18 protein-coding genes and 3 tRNA genes are annotated in these 16,500 nt (G+C 54.3%); 3 read left to right on the top strand and 18 right to left on the bottom strand.

From position 1 onward, the window contains the following. Positions 1-5 precede the first annotated feature (5 nt). The 18 genes from CV944_RS10820 to CV944_RS10915 all read right to left on the bottom strand — a co-directional run bounded on the left by CV944_RS10820 (position 6) and on the right by CV944_RS10915 (position 13,438). Positions 6-1,184, bottom strand: coding sequence for an acyl-CoA dehydrogenase family protein (locus CV944_RS10820; RefSeq protein WP_063329650.1), 1,179 nt, complete (start codon positions 1,182-1,184; stop codon positions 6-8). Between the two features lie 180 nt (positions 1,185-1,364). Continuing rightward, complete coding sequence (locus tag CV944_RS10825; protein ID WP_100664173.1) at positions 1,365-2,108, bottom strand: NAD-dependent protein deacylase; 744 nt, start codon at positions 2,106-2,108, stop codon at positions 1,365-1,367. A gap of 241 nt (positions 2,109-2,349) precedes the next feature. After that, positions 2,350-2,475 carry a hypothetical protein gene (locus tag CV944_RS17870; RefSeq protein WP_255408628.1) on the bottom strand — a complete coding sequence of 42 codons (126 nt, stop codon included), beginning with the start codon at positions 2,473-2,475 and terminating at the stop codon, positions 2,350-2,352. Between the two features lie 22 nt (positions 2,476-2,497). Further along, entirely contained in the window at positions 2,498-3,247 is a 750-nt protein-coding gene (nfsA, locus tag CV944_RS10840) for an oxygen-insensitive NADPH nitroreductase (protein ID WP_100664175.1), read from the bottom strand. A gap of 95 nt (positions 3,248-3,342) precedes the next feature. Further along, positions 3,343-4,176 (bottom strand): pirin family protein, encoded by an 834-nt coding sequence (locus tag CV944_RS10845; protein ID WP_100664176.1) that lies wholly within the window; start codon positions 4,174-4,176, stop codon positions 3,343-3,345. A 182-nt stretch (positions 4,177-4,358) separates the two neighbouring features. Beyond that, positions 4,359-4,451: transfer RNA gene (locus CV944_RS10850), tRNA-Ser, on the bottom strand. Between the two features lie 9 nt (positions 4,452-4,460). Next, positions 4,461-4,533 (bottom strand) — tRNA-Ala (locus CV944_RS10855). A gap of 7 nt (positions 4,534-4,540) precedes the next feature. After that, positions 4,541-4,617: transfer RNA gene (locus CV944_RS10860), tRNA-Pro, on the bottom strand. A gap of 158 nt (positions 4,618-4,775) precedes the next feature. Beyond that, positions 4,776-4,958, bottom strand: a complete 183-nt coding sequence (locus tag CV944_RS17475; protein WP_199170448.1) for a hypothetical protein — start codon at positions 4,956-4,958, stop codon at positions 4,776-4,778. 177 nt (positions 4,959-5,135) lie between these two features. After that, positions 5,136-6,116: an ABC transporter permease gene (locus tag CV944_RS10870; RefSeq protein WP_100664177.1), complete on the bottom strand. Its 981-nt coding sequence runs from the start codon at positions 6,114-6,116 to the stop codon at positions 5,136-5,138. Beyond that, on the bottom strand, positions 6,109-7,023 hold the full coding sequence (locus CV944_RS10875; RefSeq protein ID WP_055358979.1) for an ABC transporter ATP-binding protein: 915 nt from the start codon (positions 7,021-7,023) through the stop codon (positions 6,109-6,111). The genes CV944_RS10870 and CV944_RS10875 overlap by 8 nt, the downstream gene beginning before the upstream one ends. Beyond that, positions 7,020-7,817: an SGNH/GDSL hydrolase family protein gene (locus tag CV944_RS10880; RefSeq protein WP_015374774.1), complete on the bottom strand. Its 798-nt coding sequence runs from the start codon at positions 7,815-7,817 to the stop codon at positions 7,020-7,022. The genes CV944_RS10875 and CV944_RS10880 overlap by 4 nt, the downstream gene beginning before the upstream one ends. Before the next feature lie 17 nt (positions 7,818-7,834). After that, a complete protein-coding gene (locus tag CV944_RS10885) occupies positions 7,835-8,143 on the bottom strand; it encodes a transporter suffix domain-containing protein (RefSeq protein ID WP_369806435.1) in 309 nt (102 codons plus the stop codon). A 286-nt stretch (positions 8,144-8,429) separates the two neighbouring features. Further along, a complete protein-coding gene (locus CV944_RS10890; protein WP_100664178.1) occupies positions 8,430-9,386 on the bottom strand; it encodes an MBL fold metallo-hydrolase in 957 nt (318 codons plus the stop codon). A 138-nt stretch (positions 9,387-9,524) separates the two neighbouring features. Then, complete coding sequence (locus CV944_RS10895; protein ID WP_100659653.1) at positions 9,525-10,412, bottom strand: sulfite exporter TauE/SafE family protein; 888 nt, start codon at positions 10,410-10,412, stop codon at positions 9,525-9,527. Between the two features lie 263 nt (positions 10,413-10,675). Next, positions 10,676-12,034 carry a type I glutamate--ammonia ligase gene (gene glnA / locus CV944_RS10905; RefSeq protein ID WP_100664179.1) on the bottom strand — a complete coding sequence of 453 codons (1,359 nt, stop codon included), beginning with the start codon at positions 12,032-12,034 and terminating at the stop codon, positions 10,676-10,678. A 191-nt stretch (positions 12,035-12,225) separates the two neighbouring features. Continuing rightward, on the bottom strand, positions 12,226-12,615 hold the full coding sequence (locus CV944_RS10910) for a gamma-glutamylcyclotransferase family protein (protein WP_044744334.1): 390 nt from the start codon (positions 12,613-12,615) through the stop codon (positions 12,226-12,228). 259 nt (positions 12,616-12,874) lie between these two features. Next, positions 12,875-13,438, bottom strand: coding sequence for a thioredoxin family protein (locus CV944_RS10915; RefSeq protein WP_050367214.1), 564 nt, complete (start codon positions 13,436-13,438; stop codon positions 12,875-12,877). 135 nt (positions 13,439-13,573) lie between these two features. Between CV944_RS10915 and CV944_RS10920 the strand changes: the two genes are divergently transcribed. The 3 genes from CV944_RS10920 (at position 13,574) to CV944_RS10930 (ending at position 16,362) form a co-directional block, all read left to right on the top strand. Next, positions 13,574-14,548 (top strand): coiled-coil domain-containing protein, encoded by a 975-nt coding sequence (locus CV944_RS10920; RefSeq protein WP_100659651.1) that lies wholly within the window; start codon positions 13,574-13,576, stop codon positions 14,546-14,548. A gap of 157 nt (positions 14,549-14,705) precedes the next feature. After that, the gene (locus tag CV944_RS10925; protein ID WP_100659650.1) at positions 14,706-15,710 is read left to right on the top strand and encodes an LLM class flavin-dependent oxidoreductase; all 1,005 of its coding nucleotides are present in this window, start codon (positions 14,706-14,708) and stop codon (positions 15,708-15,710) included. A gap of 4 nt (positions 15,711-15,714) precedes the next feature. Further along, entirely contained in the window at positions 15,715-16,362 is a 648-nt protein-coding gene (locus CV944_RS10930; protein WP_100659649.1) for an MOSC domain-containing protein, read from the top strand. Positions 16,363-16,500: the final 138 nt, after the last annotated feature.

Here is a 16,500-nt window from a genome sequence, read left to right on the forward strand (position 1 = left end):
ATTTTTCAGATGAACTGACCAAGTTTGACATGCCCTTTAATCAAGTTGCGAGCGATAATGAGGCGCTGAATTTCATCCGTGCCGTCGTAAATGCGCCACAGCCGCGCTTCGCGATACCAACGCTCGATCGGCATTTCCTTCGTATAGCCCATGCCGCCGTGGATTTGCATGACGCGGTCAACGACGCGATTGCCCATGTTCGCGCCAAACAGTTTCGCCATCGATGCCAAGTGGCGGTTGTCCTCCCCTTGGTCGAGCGTAAACGCCGCATTTAACACCAGCCATTTGGCCGCTTCGATTTCCACCGCTGAATCGGCGATCATCCATTGGATTGCTTGCCGCTCGGCGATCGGCTTGCCAAACGTGACGCGCTCTTTCGCATAATCAATCGCCATCTGCAGCAGCCGCTCCGCCGCCCCGACCGCACGGGCGCCGACGACCCAGCGCGCATAGCCGATCCACTCAAGTCCAAGCTTGTAACCGTAGTGCAGCTCGCCTAAAATGTTTTCTTCCGGCACGCGCACGTTTTCGAAAATCAAGCTGGCTGGCGTCGACGGCCCCATCGTATAAATCGGTTCGGAGCGCCAGCCCATCTCGCGGTCAACGATAAAGCACGTCACCCCTTCGCGCCCGTTCGTCGCCTGATGCCGCTCTTTGTCGGTGATGGCGATCACCATCACGAAATCGGCGTCATTGCCGCCGGTGATGAACGTTTTTTCCCCGTTCAACACCCATTCATCGCCATCTTTGACCGCCGTCATTTTGATGTTGCGCGTATCGGACCCCGCCCCTGGCTCGGTCATGGCGAAACACGATTTTTTCTCGCCGTTGATCGTCGGGATCAAGTATTTTTTCTTCTGCTCCTCATTCGCATAATACAAAATGTTGTCCGCCGACCCGCCGAACTGGAACGGAACGAGCGTTTTCGACACTTCCATTAGGACGATCGCCTGCATGACGTGGCCCAAGTTCGCGCCGCCGTATTCCTCCGGCGTGTTGATCCCCCAAAAACCCGCTTCTTTCGCTTTTAATTGCAATTCTTTCAATTTCTCCGGCGCAAGCCCGGGCTTTCCTTCCCGCTCATTGCGCAACACTTCGTTTTCAAGCGGCATTAACTCTTTTTCCACAAACTTGCGGATCGCTTTTTGCACCATGCGCTGCTCGTCTGTTAAGCGCAAATACATGATGGTCCCCTCCGTTTTGCGTTACGCCTTTATGCTCGGCTCCACTCATCAAAATACCAACCGGTTGGTATGTTATCTTTATTATATTAGAATGTTCTGAAAAGTACAATACCTTTTTTGATTTTTTGTCCAACGGGAAAACGCCATATGTGTTCTCCCGTTGGCATGGAATCTATCGATCTATTCCGCCTGTAGTTGCTTGCGCACGTTGGCGACCGTTTCTCCGATTCCGCCATAAATGACAAGGTCAAACATCCCATCCATTCTTGTCGCTGTTTTGTTAATCAATACTTTCCTTGTTGCCGGCGATTCGGCGGCGACATAAAACGGGATTTGATTCACGGGCGCCACTTCCAAACTTGTTCCCATCGCCAGAAGCAAGTCGCTTTCCGCCGCTCTAGCGAATGCTTCTTCGATACGAGGAACGAGCCCGCCAAACAAAACGACATCCGGTTTGACAATCGTCTGGCACTTTTCGCAGCGCGGCACCTCGTGGTGGTTGATAAACGACAGATCATACTTGTTGCCGCATGACGGGCATGTCGCCGTCTGCAGCGTGCCGTGCAGCTCAATGACATTCGTGCTCCCTGCTTTTGTATGCAGCCCGTCAATATTTTGCGTCAAAATCGTCACCGTCTTGCCCATCTCCTCAAGCCAACGGAGAAACCGATGCCCATCATTCGGGGCAAAGCCGCCCATCATTTTTAATGAAAACATCCGCTTGAATCGACGCCAAAAATCAGCCGGATCTTTTTTGTAATAATGCTCTGACAAATAATATTCGACATGGTCCTCTTGGGCGTAAAGGCCGTTTTCGCTGCGAAAATCAGGAATGCCGGACTCCGTGCTCATCCCGGCCCCGGTCAGGACGGCGATTGTATCGGCTTCTTTGATCCACTCAGCCAATCGTTTGACGGAACCCACGTTTTTCCACCTTCCATTTGACAGCATAATAAGAACATGAGTTATATTTGCAAGCATGACATCCACTTTTTGCTTTCGTTTTTCACGGCACGCGTGAAGCCTGGACGTTCGCTTTGCGCATCACAGATTTTTTCCTGCCATAACGACATGCAAAAGCACAGAAAGAGGACAGCACTGGCGACGATGTAAGGCAGGCGCATATCTACATCAAAGAGGACACCCGCCACAATCGGTCCTACAATCATTCCAAGAATTGCTCGATAAACGCCGGCATAACCGGAATCATCAAGCCGACTCCGATGAACACGAGCAATAAATTGCACATCAAAATAAACAAGGCTCCGCGCTTTTTAAACAGCAGTTGCATGTTTATCCTCCTAAGCAAGAAGCTAACGCAAATTGAACCCTTTCTCCTCGACAAACTCTTTCATATACATCCGGACTTGACGGCTGAGCATCTCGGCCATTTGCCCGGTCCAAGTGTCGCGGCGGCGGCCGTTCGTCCGCTGTTCATAATAGGCAGACACGGTTTCGTTGTAGCGTTGCAGCTGTTCGACGAGCCGTGCGCGGTCTTGGTCGTATTCGTCCTCGTGATAAACGTGTTCAAACGGCAGCCGCGGCTTTCGATCCGGCATTTGCGCAGGATAGCCGACGGCAAGCCCAAACAGCGGAATGACCCGCTTCGGCACATTTAGCAGCGCACATACTTCGGGCAAATTGTTGCGCAACCCACCGATGTAGCAAATGCCAAGCCCCATCGACTCCGCAGCGATGGCGGCGTTCTGCGCCGCAAGCGCTGTGTCAATCAGCGCGACCATAAACTTTTCCGTGCTCTCTAGCGACGGAAGCACGTCTTTTCCTTCCAGCCCGCCAATGAGTTCGTGGCGGTGAAAATCGGCGCAAAAGATGAAAAAATGGCCGTTTTGGGCCACGTACGACTGATTTCCTGCCAATTCCGCAAGCTTTTGCTTTTTTTTCGGATCTTTCACGCCGATGATCGAGTACGCCTGCACATAACTGGAAGTCGACGCCGCCTGGGCGCATTCGACGATCGTGCGGATTTGTTCATCCGTCAACGGCCGCTCTTCAAAACGGCGAATCGAGCGATGGCGCAAAATCGTTTCAATGACCGCATTCATCATCCATGCCTCCTGATGCAATGAATGGTATTGTTCCCGATTTTCATCATAGCAAAAAAAGAAAGAGCCGAAAAATGATCAGCTCTTTTCTGCCATTACTGACCAAACCGCCCCTCCTGGTAGTCGCGGATCGCTTCGCGGATTTGTTCCGGCGTGTTCATGACGAACGGCCCGTAGGCGACGACCGGTTCGTTCACCGGCTCGCCGGCGTAAAGAAGAAGGCGCAGCTTTTCACGCGCGGTCACCTGCAGCTCCGTTTCTTCGCCGCGGTCGTGGCGGCTGAAAAACAGCGCTTGCCCGGCTTTTCCTTCCGTGTTGTCGGCGCCAAACATGCCGCTGCCTTCTAAAATGTACAAAAAGCCGTTGTAATGGCCCGGCAAGTCTTGCGCCACCGTCGCCCCCGGCTCCACCGTCATGTCGACCATCGTCACCGGGACGATGTTTTTCGTCGGCGCTTTGACGCCTTTCGATGAGCCGGAAAAGACGCGGATCACCGCCCCTTCCTCTTTTCGCACCGGCATGTCCTCGGCGCGCAAGTTTTGGTAGCGCGGCTCGGTCATTTTATGCGTGCTCGGCAAGTTGATCCAAAGCTGCAGGCTGTGCACCGTCGAACCGGGAGCCGGGTCTTCTTTATGGACGACGCCGCGGCCGGCCGTCATCCATTGCACATCCCCGGGGCCGAGCGTGCCGTGGCCGGCTTTGCTGTCAAAATGTTCGAGCTCGCCGCTGATCACGTACGTCACCGTCTCGATGCCGCGGTGCGGGTGGACATCAAAGGTTCCGCGCTCGAAAATATCTTCCATCATCAGCAAAAACGGATCATACTCTTGCCAGTTCCCAGGCTCCAGCACACGCCCGCTTCGGTGAATCGGGCTGTTGACAGTCATTTGCACCGTTTTGATACGGCGAATGCGGCGTTGAACGGCCATACGGATCCTCCTTCTTGTTTTTCCTCTCCCGCTGCCGTCGGGAGACAGACGCCAGCATCATCGAACCGCGTCCCCTTCTATCGTATCCGATTCATCCAAAAACAGGCAAATGATCTGCTTACCGTGTTGCCCATAAACAAAAAACCTGCCGGCTGCCGGCAGGTTGACGCTCGTATGTAAGATGGCGGAGGAAGAGGGATTCGAACCCCCGCGGGCTGTGACACCCCTAGCGGTTTTCGAAACCGCCCCCTTCAGCCAGACTTGGGTATTCCTCCGTATAAAAATGGAGCCTATCGGATTCGAACCGATGACCTCCTGCGTGCGGGGCAGGCGCTCTCCCAGCTGAGCTAAGGCCCCATGGCAATGGTCGGGAAGACAGGATTTGAACCTGCGACCTCACGGACCCGAACCGTGTGCTCTACCAAGCTGAGCTACTTCCCGTCGTTCTCTTGTTTATTTTCCCTTGCGACAATTCATATTTTATATGAGTTCTATAAGAAAGTCAATAGTTTTTTTATTTTTTTTGCGGCTGCTCACACAAAAACGGACAAAAGGCGCGTTTTTTCCACAGTCGAACGCATAGCGCCCCCCTTTTTTTCCTATACTAAAAACACATCAAACGCATCAAGAAAAGGGGACGCTCCGTGAAACTGATTCCGCCGGCGCGGCACAGGCGGGCGCACTTGTCGCAGTTTACCACGACCCACTTGCATTTGCGCCACCCGCTGATTGTCGCCTTCTTTTCGTTCTCGTTTCCCGGGTTCGGCAATTTCATGCAGCACCGATACGCCACCGCTTTTATTTTAATCGTATGGGAGCTGTTTATCAATACAAAGGCGCACGTCAACACAGGTATATTATACTCGCTCCTCGGCGATTTTGAAAAGGCCAAAGAGTTGTTCGCAACGCTCGTTGAAACAACCGCGAGGGGATTCCCCGCGGTTTTATTGCTCTCCTTCTCAATACACATCCCGCCGCGTAAACACAACAAAAGCGACGATGAGGGCGACAAGCCCCCAAACGGCCAGCACGACCATCGAAAAACCAAGCGTCATTCCCTCAATCGGCGGAGCCGCTCCTTTTGTGTAATCTGTCAGCCGCAAATTGACCATAAACAAATATTTCGCCGAATGCCATGACGACACCATGTTCGACAAAATCGCGCCAGAAATCAATGCCGCGAGCATAATGCCCATCACTGCCGCCGTGCTCCGAAGCAGCACGGAACACATAAACGTCAGCGTGCCGACAACAGCACTCACAAACGTGGCGAGCCCAAGCTCGATCAAAATGTATTTCCATTGCGGAATCATGTGAACGTTCGTTGTATCGAGATCCTCTCCTTGAGGGACAAAACCGGTCAATAGCGGCAGACGGAAGCCGCCATATCCAAACACGAGTCCGGAGATGGCATACGACAGCACCGCCGCCATCAGCATAATGAGCGACACTGACAGGAGCAACGCGATATATTTGCTCAACAAAATTTTCCACCGCTTCACCGGCCGGACAAGCAGCAGTTTGATCGTTCCCGCGCTCGCCTCGGACGACACTAAATCGGCCGCCACCACCATCACCAAAAGCGGCAAGAACAAATCGATGGCGTTTTCGATAAACGTGCGCATAAACGTCGGCGCACCGGGAGCGGACGGGTTGATGTTATGTTCTAAGTAATACTGCTGCTGCTTGAGGCGGATTTGCAAGTATTTCCGCCATTCCTCCGACATGCTCGGCGACTGGAGGCGGTTTTGCAAATCGACGATTTGCTGCTGCAGCTGCGTCCGCCAGTCGGTCGTGCCAAGCCGTTTTCGCAGTTCTTCCGTCTCGCGGTATTGGGCGTATGTAAACAAGGCGACGAGCACCGCAATGATGGCGGCGATCACCCATAGCCGCTTTTTGCGGACGATTTTCAACATTTCATTATACACGAGCTTACTCAATCGTTTCGCCCCCTGTCAGCTCGATAAACAAATCTTCGAGCGTCGGCAGCCGCGGTTCAATTTCCGACACCGAGACGCCGGCTTGGACAAGCTTGGCGTTCCAAGCGGCTAGTCTCGACGGCTCATATGGCGTGACGATCGTCTCTTCATCAGCGCGCAGCACCTCGGTTTCCTCGGCCAACAGCGCCCGCGCCCGCTCGATCGGAACGGCTTTCCAAACGACGCGCGCCTGCTGGTTTAACAGCCGCTCCACCGTGTCGACCGCCAAGAGCCGCCCTTTCGCCATAATGGCGACGCGGTCGCACATTAATTGAATTTCACTTAACAAATGCGATGAAACGAGGACGCTCAACCCTTCCGTTTCCGCCAAAAAGCGGATGAAGGCGCGCATTTCGCGAATGCCGGCCGGGTCAAGGCCGTTGGTCGGCTCGTCCAAAATGAGCACCTTCGGCTTTCCAAGCAGCGCCTGCGCGATGCCGAGCCGCTGCCGCATGCCGAGCGAATACGTGTCCACCCGGTCATGGATGCGCTGTTCCAGCCCGACGAGCTTCGCCACTTCCATGATGCGATCTGCACCAATTCCCGGCATCATGCGGGCGAAATGTTCAAGGTTTTCCCAGCCTGTTAAATACGGATACATTTCTGGGTTTTCGACGATGCAGCCGATCTGGCGGATCGCGTCGGTAAACTGGCGATGAAGGTCATACCCGCCAATTGCCACCGTCCCCGCCGTCGGCCGAATGAGCCCGACGAGCATGCGGATCGTCGTCGTTTTTCCCGCGCCGTTTGGCCCTAAAAAACCGAATACTTCCCCTTCATGCAGCTCAAACGAAATGCCTTTAATAATTTCCTTGCCGCGAATCGTTTTTCGCAGCTCTTTGACCATCAATGTCGCCCGTTTGGTCATCGCTCGTCCTCCTCCGTCAACGTGATGAGCGAGGCGACGCGCTCTCCAATCCGCTTGTACCCTTCTTTGTTTGGATGGAAATGGTCGCTATATAAATAATCATTGACATGCAAGGCAAACAAGTCAAACGTCGGCACCGCGACGATGTTCGGATAGCGGGCCGCCACTTCCGCTGATGCAAAATTCCAATCGCGCACAACGGCCGATGTCCGTTTGGCATCGTCTAAATCGCCAAACGGGTTGTACAAGCCGATCGCAAAAATGACCGCTTCGCTGTTGAAGCGGCGCAGCGCGGCGAAAATGCGGTCAAGGTTCTCCACATACCGGCGCTTCGCTTCATCCAGTTGCTTGGCGTTCAACCGAAGCGCTTCCCCCCCTTGAAACAAGTCGTTGCCGCCGATCGTCATCACGATCAAATCCGCCATGGCGACTTGCCGCTGAATCTCAGGCTGGCCAAGCTGGCGAAGCAGTCCGTCGGAGCGAAGGCCGCGAACCGCCAAATTCGTCACACGGATCGGCTTATCCGTTTGCCGGCGAAGCGCATCGACCATATAGCCGACATACCCTTTTCCGCTTTCATCGCCCGTTCCTCTCGTCAACGAGTCGCCAAGAGCAACAATATCCATTTTCTCATCATGTTGCCTTGTTTCAGCCGTTGACGGCCGTTGTTCTTTCGTCGGCGGCTTGGCGGTTGCAAAAAACTGATCTTGCACCGCCAATGCCAGGCCGCCAAGCCAAAGCGCTCCGGACAGAGCGGCAACAACGATGAGAAACGAAACAGCTCTCCGTCTCATGCCACCACCTCATCTCTTTATTGGCTTTCTTCCAACCGTTCCTCTTTTTGCTTAACATCATTGGTTTGATCCAACCGTTGCCGATTTATGCGCCAATGCTTCGGATTCCAATACGCTTTCAGCTTCCTCGCTGCTTCTTTTCCAGCCAGCAGCACCCCAAGCCAAAACATGACTTCCGCCGCCGCAATGACCGTGGCGACAATCGTTGCCTTGACAGCGGCTGAAAACGGCAGAAACGGCGCGATCGGCACCGCCACCCAAACGACGAACGAGGCGATGATGAGGCCAATGCCAATGCGATACAGAACCGGTTTCTCTTGCTTCACGTCCCCACCTCCTTATGGCGTCGTGGTTGCGAACGAAGATTGGGATTCTGCACTCCCACTCTACCATATCCATCTCCCGTTCACGAAACGGCGCGCCTGAAGCCGTGCGTTTCGCCGCCAACCAACGCCTGTCTTGTTCCCAAACCGCAAAACGCACCGTTTGGAAGGAGAAAAACCGGCCTCATGGCATGAAACCAAGCAGACGGATTCGTCATCATCATCGTTATACGTATTAACAAAGAAAAGGTGTCCCTTTTATGCTTGGGACACCGTTCATTCACCCCTATCACCGCCGCTTATGCCAGTAATCGATCAACCCCATCGCGCACACCTGCAAATCCAGCTCGATCGCCGCATACACCGGCGACGAAGACGGGACGCCATATTCGTTCAAAAACGCTTCTACATCGCGGCGCAACCGTTGTGCAGCGACTTTCGCCTGCTCTGCGGGCGATGCTTCCGGATTTCGCTCGATCGCTTCTTTTCCTGCCGCCACAAATTTCGGCAGCCAAACGCGAAGCTGACGGAACGCTTCCTGCGGGTCATCGAGCATGCCAAAATGACCAAAATAGATGCGCGACGGATTCAACTTCTCGAGCCGCTCAGCCGACCGCTCCATCGCTTCAGGGTCAAATTGGTTCGGAGATGTGGAAGGCAGGCAAAACGCAAGCCCCGCTTCTTGCAGCTGCGGATAAAAAACGCCGATCGTATCGCCGGTGAACACGCCGCGGCTGTACGAATCATAAATCGAAACGTGATGGTTCGCATGCCCCGGCGTATCATAAAACACAAGCGTCCGCTCCGCACTCAACGCCAACGTTTTCCCGTCCTCTTTCACGATCAATCGCTCTTCTGGCACCGGAAGAATCGGATCAAAGAGCGACTCAAACTGCGCGCCGTACACCGCCTTCGCTCCAGCGATGAGGCGCGATGGATCAGCCAAATGCCGCTTCCCTTTCGGATGGACGACAACCATCGCATTCGGGCAATGCTGAAGAAGCAGCCCTACACCGCCGGCGTGGTCCAAATGAATATGGGTAACGATGATATAGCGAATCTCAGCCGGATCGATCCGAAGCGCTTTCAACCCTTCAAGCAAGTGCGGCACCGACGGGCTTGGCCCTGTTTCCACGATCGCCACATCGTCTTCATGAAGCACGTATGTACCGGTGCGCTGCGACATGCGCAAGTCGTACAAATCGATGAGTGAAATGCGGCGGCCTAAATCGATTGGACGGTTCATTCGCTTCTCTCCCCCTTTTCATATCAAAATTGAATTCGACACCGCCGCGAAAAATTCCTTCTTTCCCCACTCAAGAGGATGGCGAAACGAAATAACACGAGCCTTAACCAAAAACAGGGGTTGGCGCCCCGTCTTAATCTACGACGCCAACTCCCCACTAGCTGTTTTTCCTTTCCGTCCATTTCTGATCGCCACCCATACTGCCGCCGCCCAGCCGATGACGATGAGGCCGTACACAGCAGGATAAACCGGCGCCGGGGCTTCCCAAGCGTGCAGAAGCGTGCGAACGTTTGTCAAAATAATCAATCCGCCAACCAACACTCCAAGCAAATGGGACGGCAGTTTACGCACAAGCCAAGCCGCGATCGGCGCAGCGATGACCCCGCCCGCCATCAGCGTCAGCACCCAATACCAGTTCACTTGCTCCCAACCGAGTGAAATGACGAATCCGAGCGTCGCCGACAAGGCAACGGCAAATTCGGATGTATCGACCGTGCCGACCACCTTGCGCGCTTCCATGCTTTTATTGGCCAACAGCACCGGCGTCGCAATCGGCCCCCAGCCCCCACCGCCGGTCGCATCAAGAAAACCGGCCGCCAAGCCGAGCGGGACGAGCTGCTTATTGGACCACTGTTTTCTTGATGCCGACGGCGCGCGGCCGTTCAACACTAAAAATCGATAAATAATGTAAAAGCCAAGCGCCAATAAAAACAACGATACATACGGTTTGATCACATCCCCTGGCAAGTTGCTTAAAAAGCATGCTCCGATAAACGCGCCGACCGACCCAGGAATAATGAGCTTCCCGACCATGGCGCGATCGACGTTGCCAAATTTCCAGTGAGAGGCGCCGGACGCCGCTGTCGTCACCACTTCCGCCAAATGAACGGACGCCGAGGCAACAGCTGGAGCGATGCCAAACGTCAACAGCAGCGTCGACGAGGTGACGCCGTACGCCATTCCGAGCGATCCGTCGATCAACTGGGCGATAAATCCTACAAACACAAAAACGATCAGTTTTTTCATTGGTTTCCCTCCGCTTGCAATAGTTGAGCGTGTTACTTATAATTTAAATCCCATTATTCATAGATGTCAACTATGAATTTAAAAAATAAAAAAATGCAGTCATCTTTTCCTCCCCACGCGCAAGATGACGTTGCGAACACCGGCAGCTTGGCGGCCGACGGGCGGAAGGCGCCGCGCGGCCGTCCATCAAGACAAACAGCTGCCTGCAGAAAAAAGGCGCCCCGAATATGGCGACGGGACACCTTTTGGACGGTGGCTTTCGATCAGAACTTTCCTTGATACCGCTCGACTTCCCAAGCATGAACCGCCGTGCGGTAGCTGTTCCATTCCTCTTTTTTCAACGCGACATATTCGTTGAATACGTGCTCGCCAAGCGTCGTGCGGCCGATTTCACCTTCTTCGAACGCAGCGACAGCAGCACCCAAGTTTTCCGGCAAGTTGTCGATGCCAAGCTCCGCACGGCGTTCTTCCGACATATGGAAGATATCTTCATCAACCGGCGCTGGAGCGGTTAACCCTTTTTCGACACCGTCAAGGCCAGCGGCAGCGATGATGGCATACGCCAAATACGGATTCGCTGACGGATCCGGGCAACGGAGCTCAACGCGCGTCGCAACGCCGCGTTTCGCCGGAATGCGGATAAGCGCCGAACGGTTCGAAGCGGACCACGCGATGTAGCAAGGCGCTTCATACCCTGGCACAAGCCGTTTGTACGAGTTGACAAGCGGATTCGTAACCGCCGCAAAGTGCTTCACATTTTTCAGCAAGCCCGCGATGAATTGGTACGCTGTTTCTGACAACTGGTTCGCATCGTTCGGATCAAAGAACGCATTTTCCCCATCTTTGAAGAGGGAAATGTTGACATGCATCCCTGAACCGTTGATGCCAAACACCGGTTTTGGCATAAACGTCGCATGGAGGCCGAACTTGCTGGCGATCGTTTTGACAACCCATTTGTACGTCGTCGCATTGTCCGCCGCACCGAGTGCATCGGCATATTTGAAGTTGATCTCATGCTGGCCTTCCGCCACTTCATGGTGCGACGCTTCAATCGTAAAGCCCATCGCTTTTAAGGCGCGGTAAATTTCAAGGCGAACGCGTTCGCCCAAGTCTTTCGGAGACGGTTCGAAATAACCGCCGCCATCATGGAGCTCAAGCGTCGGATTGCCGTTTTCATCGGCTTTGAACAGGAAAAACTCCAGCTCCGGACCGACCGAGATCGTATATCCTTTTTCCGCCGCCCGCTCGATCGTTTTTTTCAGCACGTTGCGCGGGTCGCCTTCAAACAGCGTGCCGTCCGGATTGGTCACCGAGCAGAGAAAGCGCGCTTCCGCATAGCCTTCCTCGACCGTCCACGGCAACACGGCAAACGTATTTAAATCCGGACGAAGGTATAAGTCGGAGCGGTTGATCGGCGAAAATCCTTTGATCGACGAACCGTCAAACATGATTTTTCCTTCGACGACGTCATCAAGCTGTTCCGCCGTCACCGTTACATGTTTTAAAATCCCTTCGATGTCGACAAACTGCAAATGAAGAAGTTCAACGTTCTTTTGTTGGATCGTTTCTTTAATTTGTTCAAGCAATCCCGTTTGGGTGGAGGAAACGAACGTTTTCGACATGTCACATTACCTCACATTCGTACGTTTATTTTTCTAACATGCTTTTATTATAGAAAAAGAGTGGTCGTTTGGCAACACTTTTTTAGCAATTTTTCTGTATTTTTATAACGATTTTTTGCAACCGTTTTCATATTCATGTAAAAAATAAACAGCCCAGAGGATGACCGTTCCTCACAGGCTGTTTCTAGATGTTACATTTTCTCCTCACGCCGCCGCCATGATCCGGACGGAATAAGCGGCAAGCCGGCCGCTTTTTCCGGCGGATAGACGTACACATATCCTTCGATCGGTTTGCACGCGTCGCGAACCCACACCCGTTCGTATTCGTTATCGCGCCGCCCTTCAACGTAATCCTCGAGCTCATCCATTGCCTTGAGCCCTTCTTCCGTCACCGTCAGCCACTCCCCTTCCACTTCCCCCTCTTCTCCAAGCACAAGCGCGGGGTACGGACCGACATTGTATAAGCGGCCGTTTACTTTCCCTGGACACGCGGCGCGAACGTATGGAGCGGCCACTTCATGGTTTTCTTCGCCAGTCAGCAACGTTCCATACACAAACACCCGATATCGCCCTTCCGCCATCTCCTCGTTCTCCTTTTGTTTACATAACATAAATTACGAAAACTCAAGGAAAGGAAACAAAAACAATGGAAGCCCTTCCTCTCATCCATCCTTGCCGCTCCGAGGCGGCGCCAGTGTGAATTTGTTCAGTAGATCGCGGCCACAAAAATGCCGTGCCGGCTGCACTCGCAAGCCAACGGCACGGCGGTGGCGATTCCGCAACGAACGAATGATGCTTTTTCCATCATACCCGCTTCACAATGAAAAGTCAAGCACATTGTTACAGTGTTTGTTTCCATTTAATGCTGCAGCCGATGCTCGGCTTTTGCTTTTCCGGCACCGGGCGGCCCTCCAACAAAGCATCCAGCGCGGTGCGGATCGACTCCCCGGTGACCGGGATGCCGTTGTTCGGGCGCGAGTCGTCCAACTGGCCGCGGTAGACGCATTTCAGATCCCGGTCGAAAATGTAAAAGTCCGGGGTGCAAGCGGCGTCGTATGCTTTCGCCACCTCTTGCGTCTCATCGTACAAATACGGAAACGGATAGCCGAGCTCTTCCGCCACCTTTTTCATGTTTTCGGGTGAATCTTCTGGATACTGTTCCGCATCGTTGGAGTTGATGGCGACAAACGACACCCCTTTGGGCATATAATCGTTCGCGAGGCGAACAAGCTCGTGCTGGACATGCTTGACAAATGGGCAGTGATTGCAAATGAACATAATGACGGTTGCGACGTCCGATTTCACATCCTCAAGACGGACGACGTTGCCATCGATGACATTCGTGAGGGCAAACGGGGGCGCTTGTTTGCCAAGCGGAAACATATTCGATTCGACAGCTGGCATCAACAACACCCTTTCTCCAATATTTTCTTTCATTATATCAAAAGGAAGGCGGGTGTCACAAATCCAGCGCCCAAACCGAACTGCACAGCTCGGCATATGATGCCACATAGACGACGGAAAGGAGGCGTTTGTGCATTGATTTATATGAATAAACACATGACCCCGCGCGTGTACGGGCCAGCTGCCGCACCGCCCGCATCCCACCCGATGTTTTATTATCGCCGCACCGCTGCGCAACAAATGCTCGAACAGCAAAAACAACAGTTCGATCAGTTGGCGGAACGACTCGCCCAACTTGAGGACGCCATCGAAGAAGGGCAAAAGCACCAAGCGGAACAACGCGAACAAATGGCGGACATGTTCGCCCGCCTCGAACAGTCGCTTGCGGCCGGCTGGGCGCGGCAAAGCGGACGGCTTGCCGAGGCGCTGTCCGAGCTCGGACAAACGGTGACTGCTGGACAAGTAGCCCAAACCCATTATTACGAAGAAATGGCCGCCATAGTTGCCTCGCTTCAGCAAGCGGCCGAAACCGGGCAAAAGCAACAGGAAGCGCAAAGCGGGCAGTGGGCGGAAGCGCTCGCCCGCCTCGAGCGGCTGCTTATGGAAGCACAGGCGGGGCAAGCCGCCTTGGCCGGAACGCTCGCCCGCCTCGAGCAGTCGGTCATCGCCCAGCAGGAGCGGGAGGAAAGGCGACAATTGCAGTGGGAAGAGCAGCTGGCCAAAGAAGAAGCGGCGCAGCAGGCCGTCATCGAAGCACTCACCGTGCAAAGCGACACGATGCGCCGGCTCGAGCAGCGGACGGCTGAACGTGAACAGCTCGCCGAAGGAATGGCCGCCCGCCTCGAAGGGCAGGAAAAACTGTACCAAAAGTTGATCGAGCAGTTCGAGCTGCAGCACGTGTTCCATGAGACGGTCATCGAACGGCTTGAAGCGCAAGAGGCCGCGCAGTACAAAGTCACCCGCCAGCTTGACAGTTTAAAAGAGGCGCTGTATGAACGGTGTTCGTTTATCGTCGACAGCGTCAGACAGCTGTTTCATTCCTTTTTCCCTAAGCGCGGCCCCAAACCCGACCGCCAGGCGGCTGAACAAAAGCAGTCCGTCAGCTTGTGAACTGCCGCGCATCTTGACGAGATTGGCCGATCCGACGACGGCGGATCGGTTTTTTGCTAGACGGGTGGACAAATGAATGGACAAACCGAAGCAAAACAGCGCATAATAGAAACTAATCATTATTTCCACCGCTGCGGCGGAAGAAGGAGGAATCGCAATGGCGCTGCAACTGAGCGTCCTCGACCAGTCGCCGATCGCCGAAGGCATGACGGCAGAAGAAGCGCTCGAGAACACCGTCAAGCTCGCCCAACACGTTGAGCAGCTCGGCTATAAGCGGTTTTGGGTGTCGGAACACCACGATACAAACAGCCTTGCCGGTTCGTCGCCGGAAGTGCTGCTCGGACACATCGGAGCGAAAACGTCGCGCATCCGCATTGGCTCAGGCGGCGTGATGCTGCCGCATTACAGCCCGTACAAGGTGGCGGAAAACTTCCATGTGCTTGCCGGCCTTCATCCCGGCCGCGTCGATCTCGGCATCGGGCGGGCACCCGGCGGCATGCCCCGGGCGACGATCGCGCTGCAAGGCGACAGACGACGGTCGGTCGACCGCTATCCGGAGCAAATTGACGACTTGCTCGGCTATTTGTATGACGCCTTGCCGCCGGTTCACCCGCTGTATGGCGTCAAGGCGACGCCGATCGTGCAGTCCCCGCCGGAACTATGGCTGCTCGGCTCCAGTTCGGAAACGGCGAAGCTGGCAGCCGATAAAGGGCTGCCGTACGTGTTCGCCCAGTTTATCAACGGGGAAGGCGGCGAACATTATATGCGGCTGTACCGCGACCGGTTTGTTCCATCGCCGTATTTGGCCGAGCCGCGCGGAATGGTCGCGGTGTTTGCAATTTGCGCCGAAACGGATGAAAAAGCGGAATGGATCGCCGGCAGCCTTGATCTGTCGCTTCTTATGATCGAGCAAGGGATGGCGCTGAACGGCACGCCAAGCCCGGAAAAAGCGGCTGCGTATCCGTACAGCCCGTATGAGCGCAAACGGGTGGAAGACAACCGGCGGCGGATGATCGTCGGCAGTCCGAGGCGCGTCAAAGACAAGCTGTATCGGCTGAGCGAAACGTATGAAACAGAGGAAATCATGCTCGTGACGATTACATACGACTTCGAGGATAAACTCGCAAGCTTCCGGCTCATCGCCGAGGCGGTATGGGGGTGAACCAATGCAAATTGTTTCGATTAATGTCGGAAAGCCGAAAACAATAGAGGTAAATGGCGAGCGGCTAGTGACCGGCATTCACAAAACGCCGGTCGCCGGGCCGGTCGCTGTCGGCAAGCTTAACTTGGTTGGAGATGGACAAGCCGACCTCGTCCATCACGGAGGAGAAGATAAAGCGATTTGCGCCTATCCGTCCGAGCATTTCGTCTATTGGGAAGAGCGATACGGCCGCCCATTTACGGCGGGGGCGTTTGGCGAAAACTGGACGCTTCTCGGGTTGACGGAAGACGATGTATGTCTTGGCGACATGTATGCCGCCGGCACAGCGCTCGTGCAAGTGTCGCAGCCGCGCCAGCCGTGCTCCAAATTGGCGTTCAAACATCAGCTGCCCGATTTGCCGAAAGCCGTCTGCCAGACAGGAAAAAGCGGGTTTTATTTCCGCGTCTTGCAAGAAGGCGTCGTCGAGCCGGGCGCGCCGCTCGTTCTCGTCGAACGGGGCGTGGGGGCGCTGTCCATCGCGTATATCAATCACATTTACTATCATGAGCGCGACAATGCTGCTGCCATGAAGCAAATCGCCAGCCATCCGGCCTTATCCGCAAGCTGGCGCGAAACGTTTCAAAAGCGTCTCGCCGCTCGGCCCCGGCCGTAAAGCACAAAGCGGCGGAAATGACTAACAAAATATCTTTATACCCGTGGTGCTAGATAAACTTGATCAAGCATAAAAATAGCCCTTGCTGGCGGATCTCCAGTAGAATGAAAGTGTCACCCAACATTCGAAAGGAGAGAT

Source organism: Geobacillus sp. WSUCF-018B, assembly GCF_002809985.1.
Lineage (GTDB): Bacteria > Bacillota > Bacilli > Bacillales > Anoxybacillaceae > Geobacillus > Geobacillus thermophilus.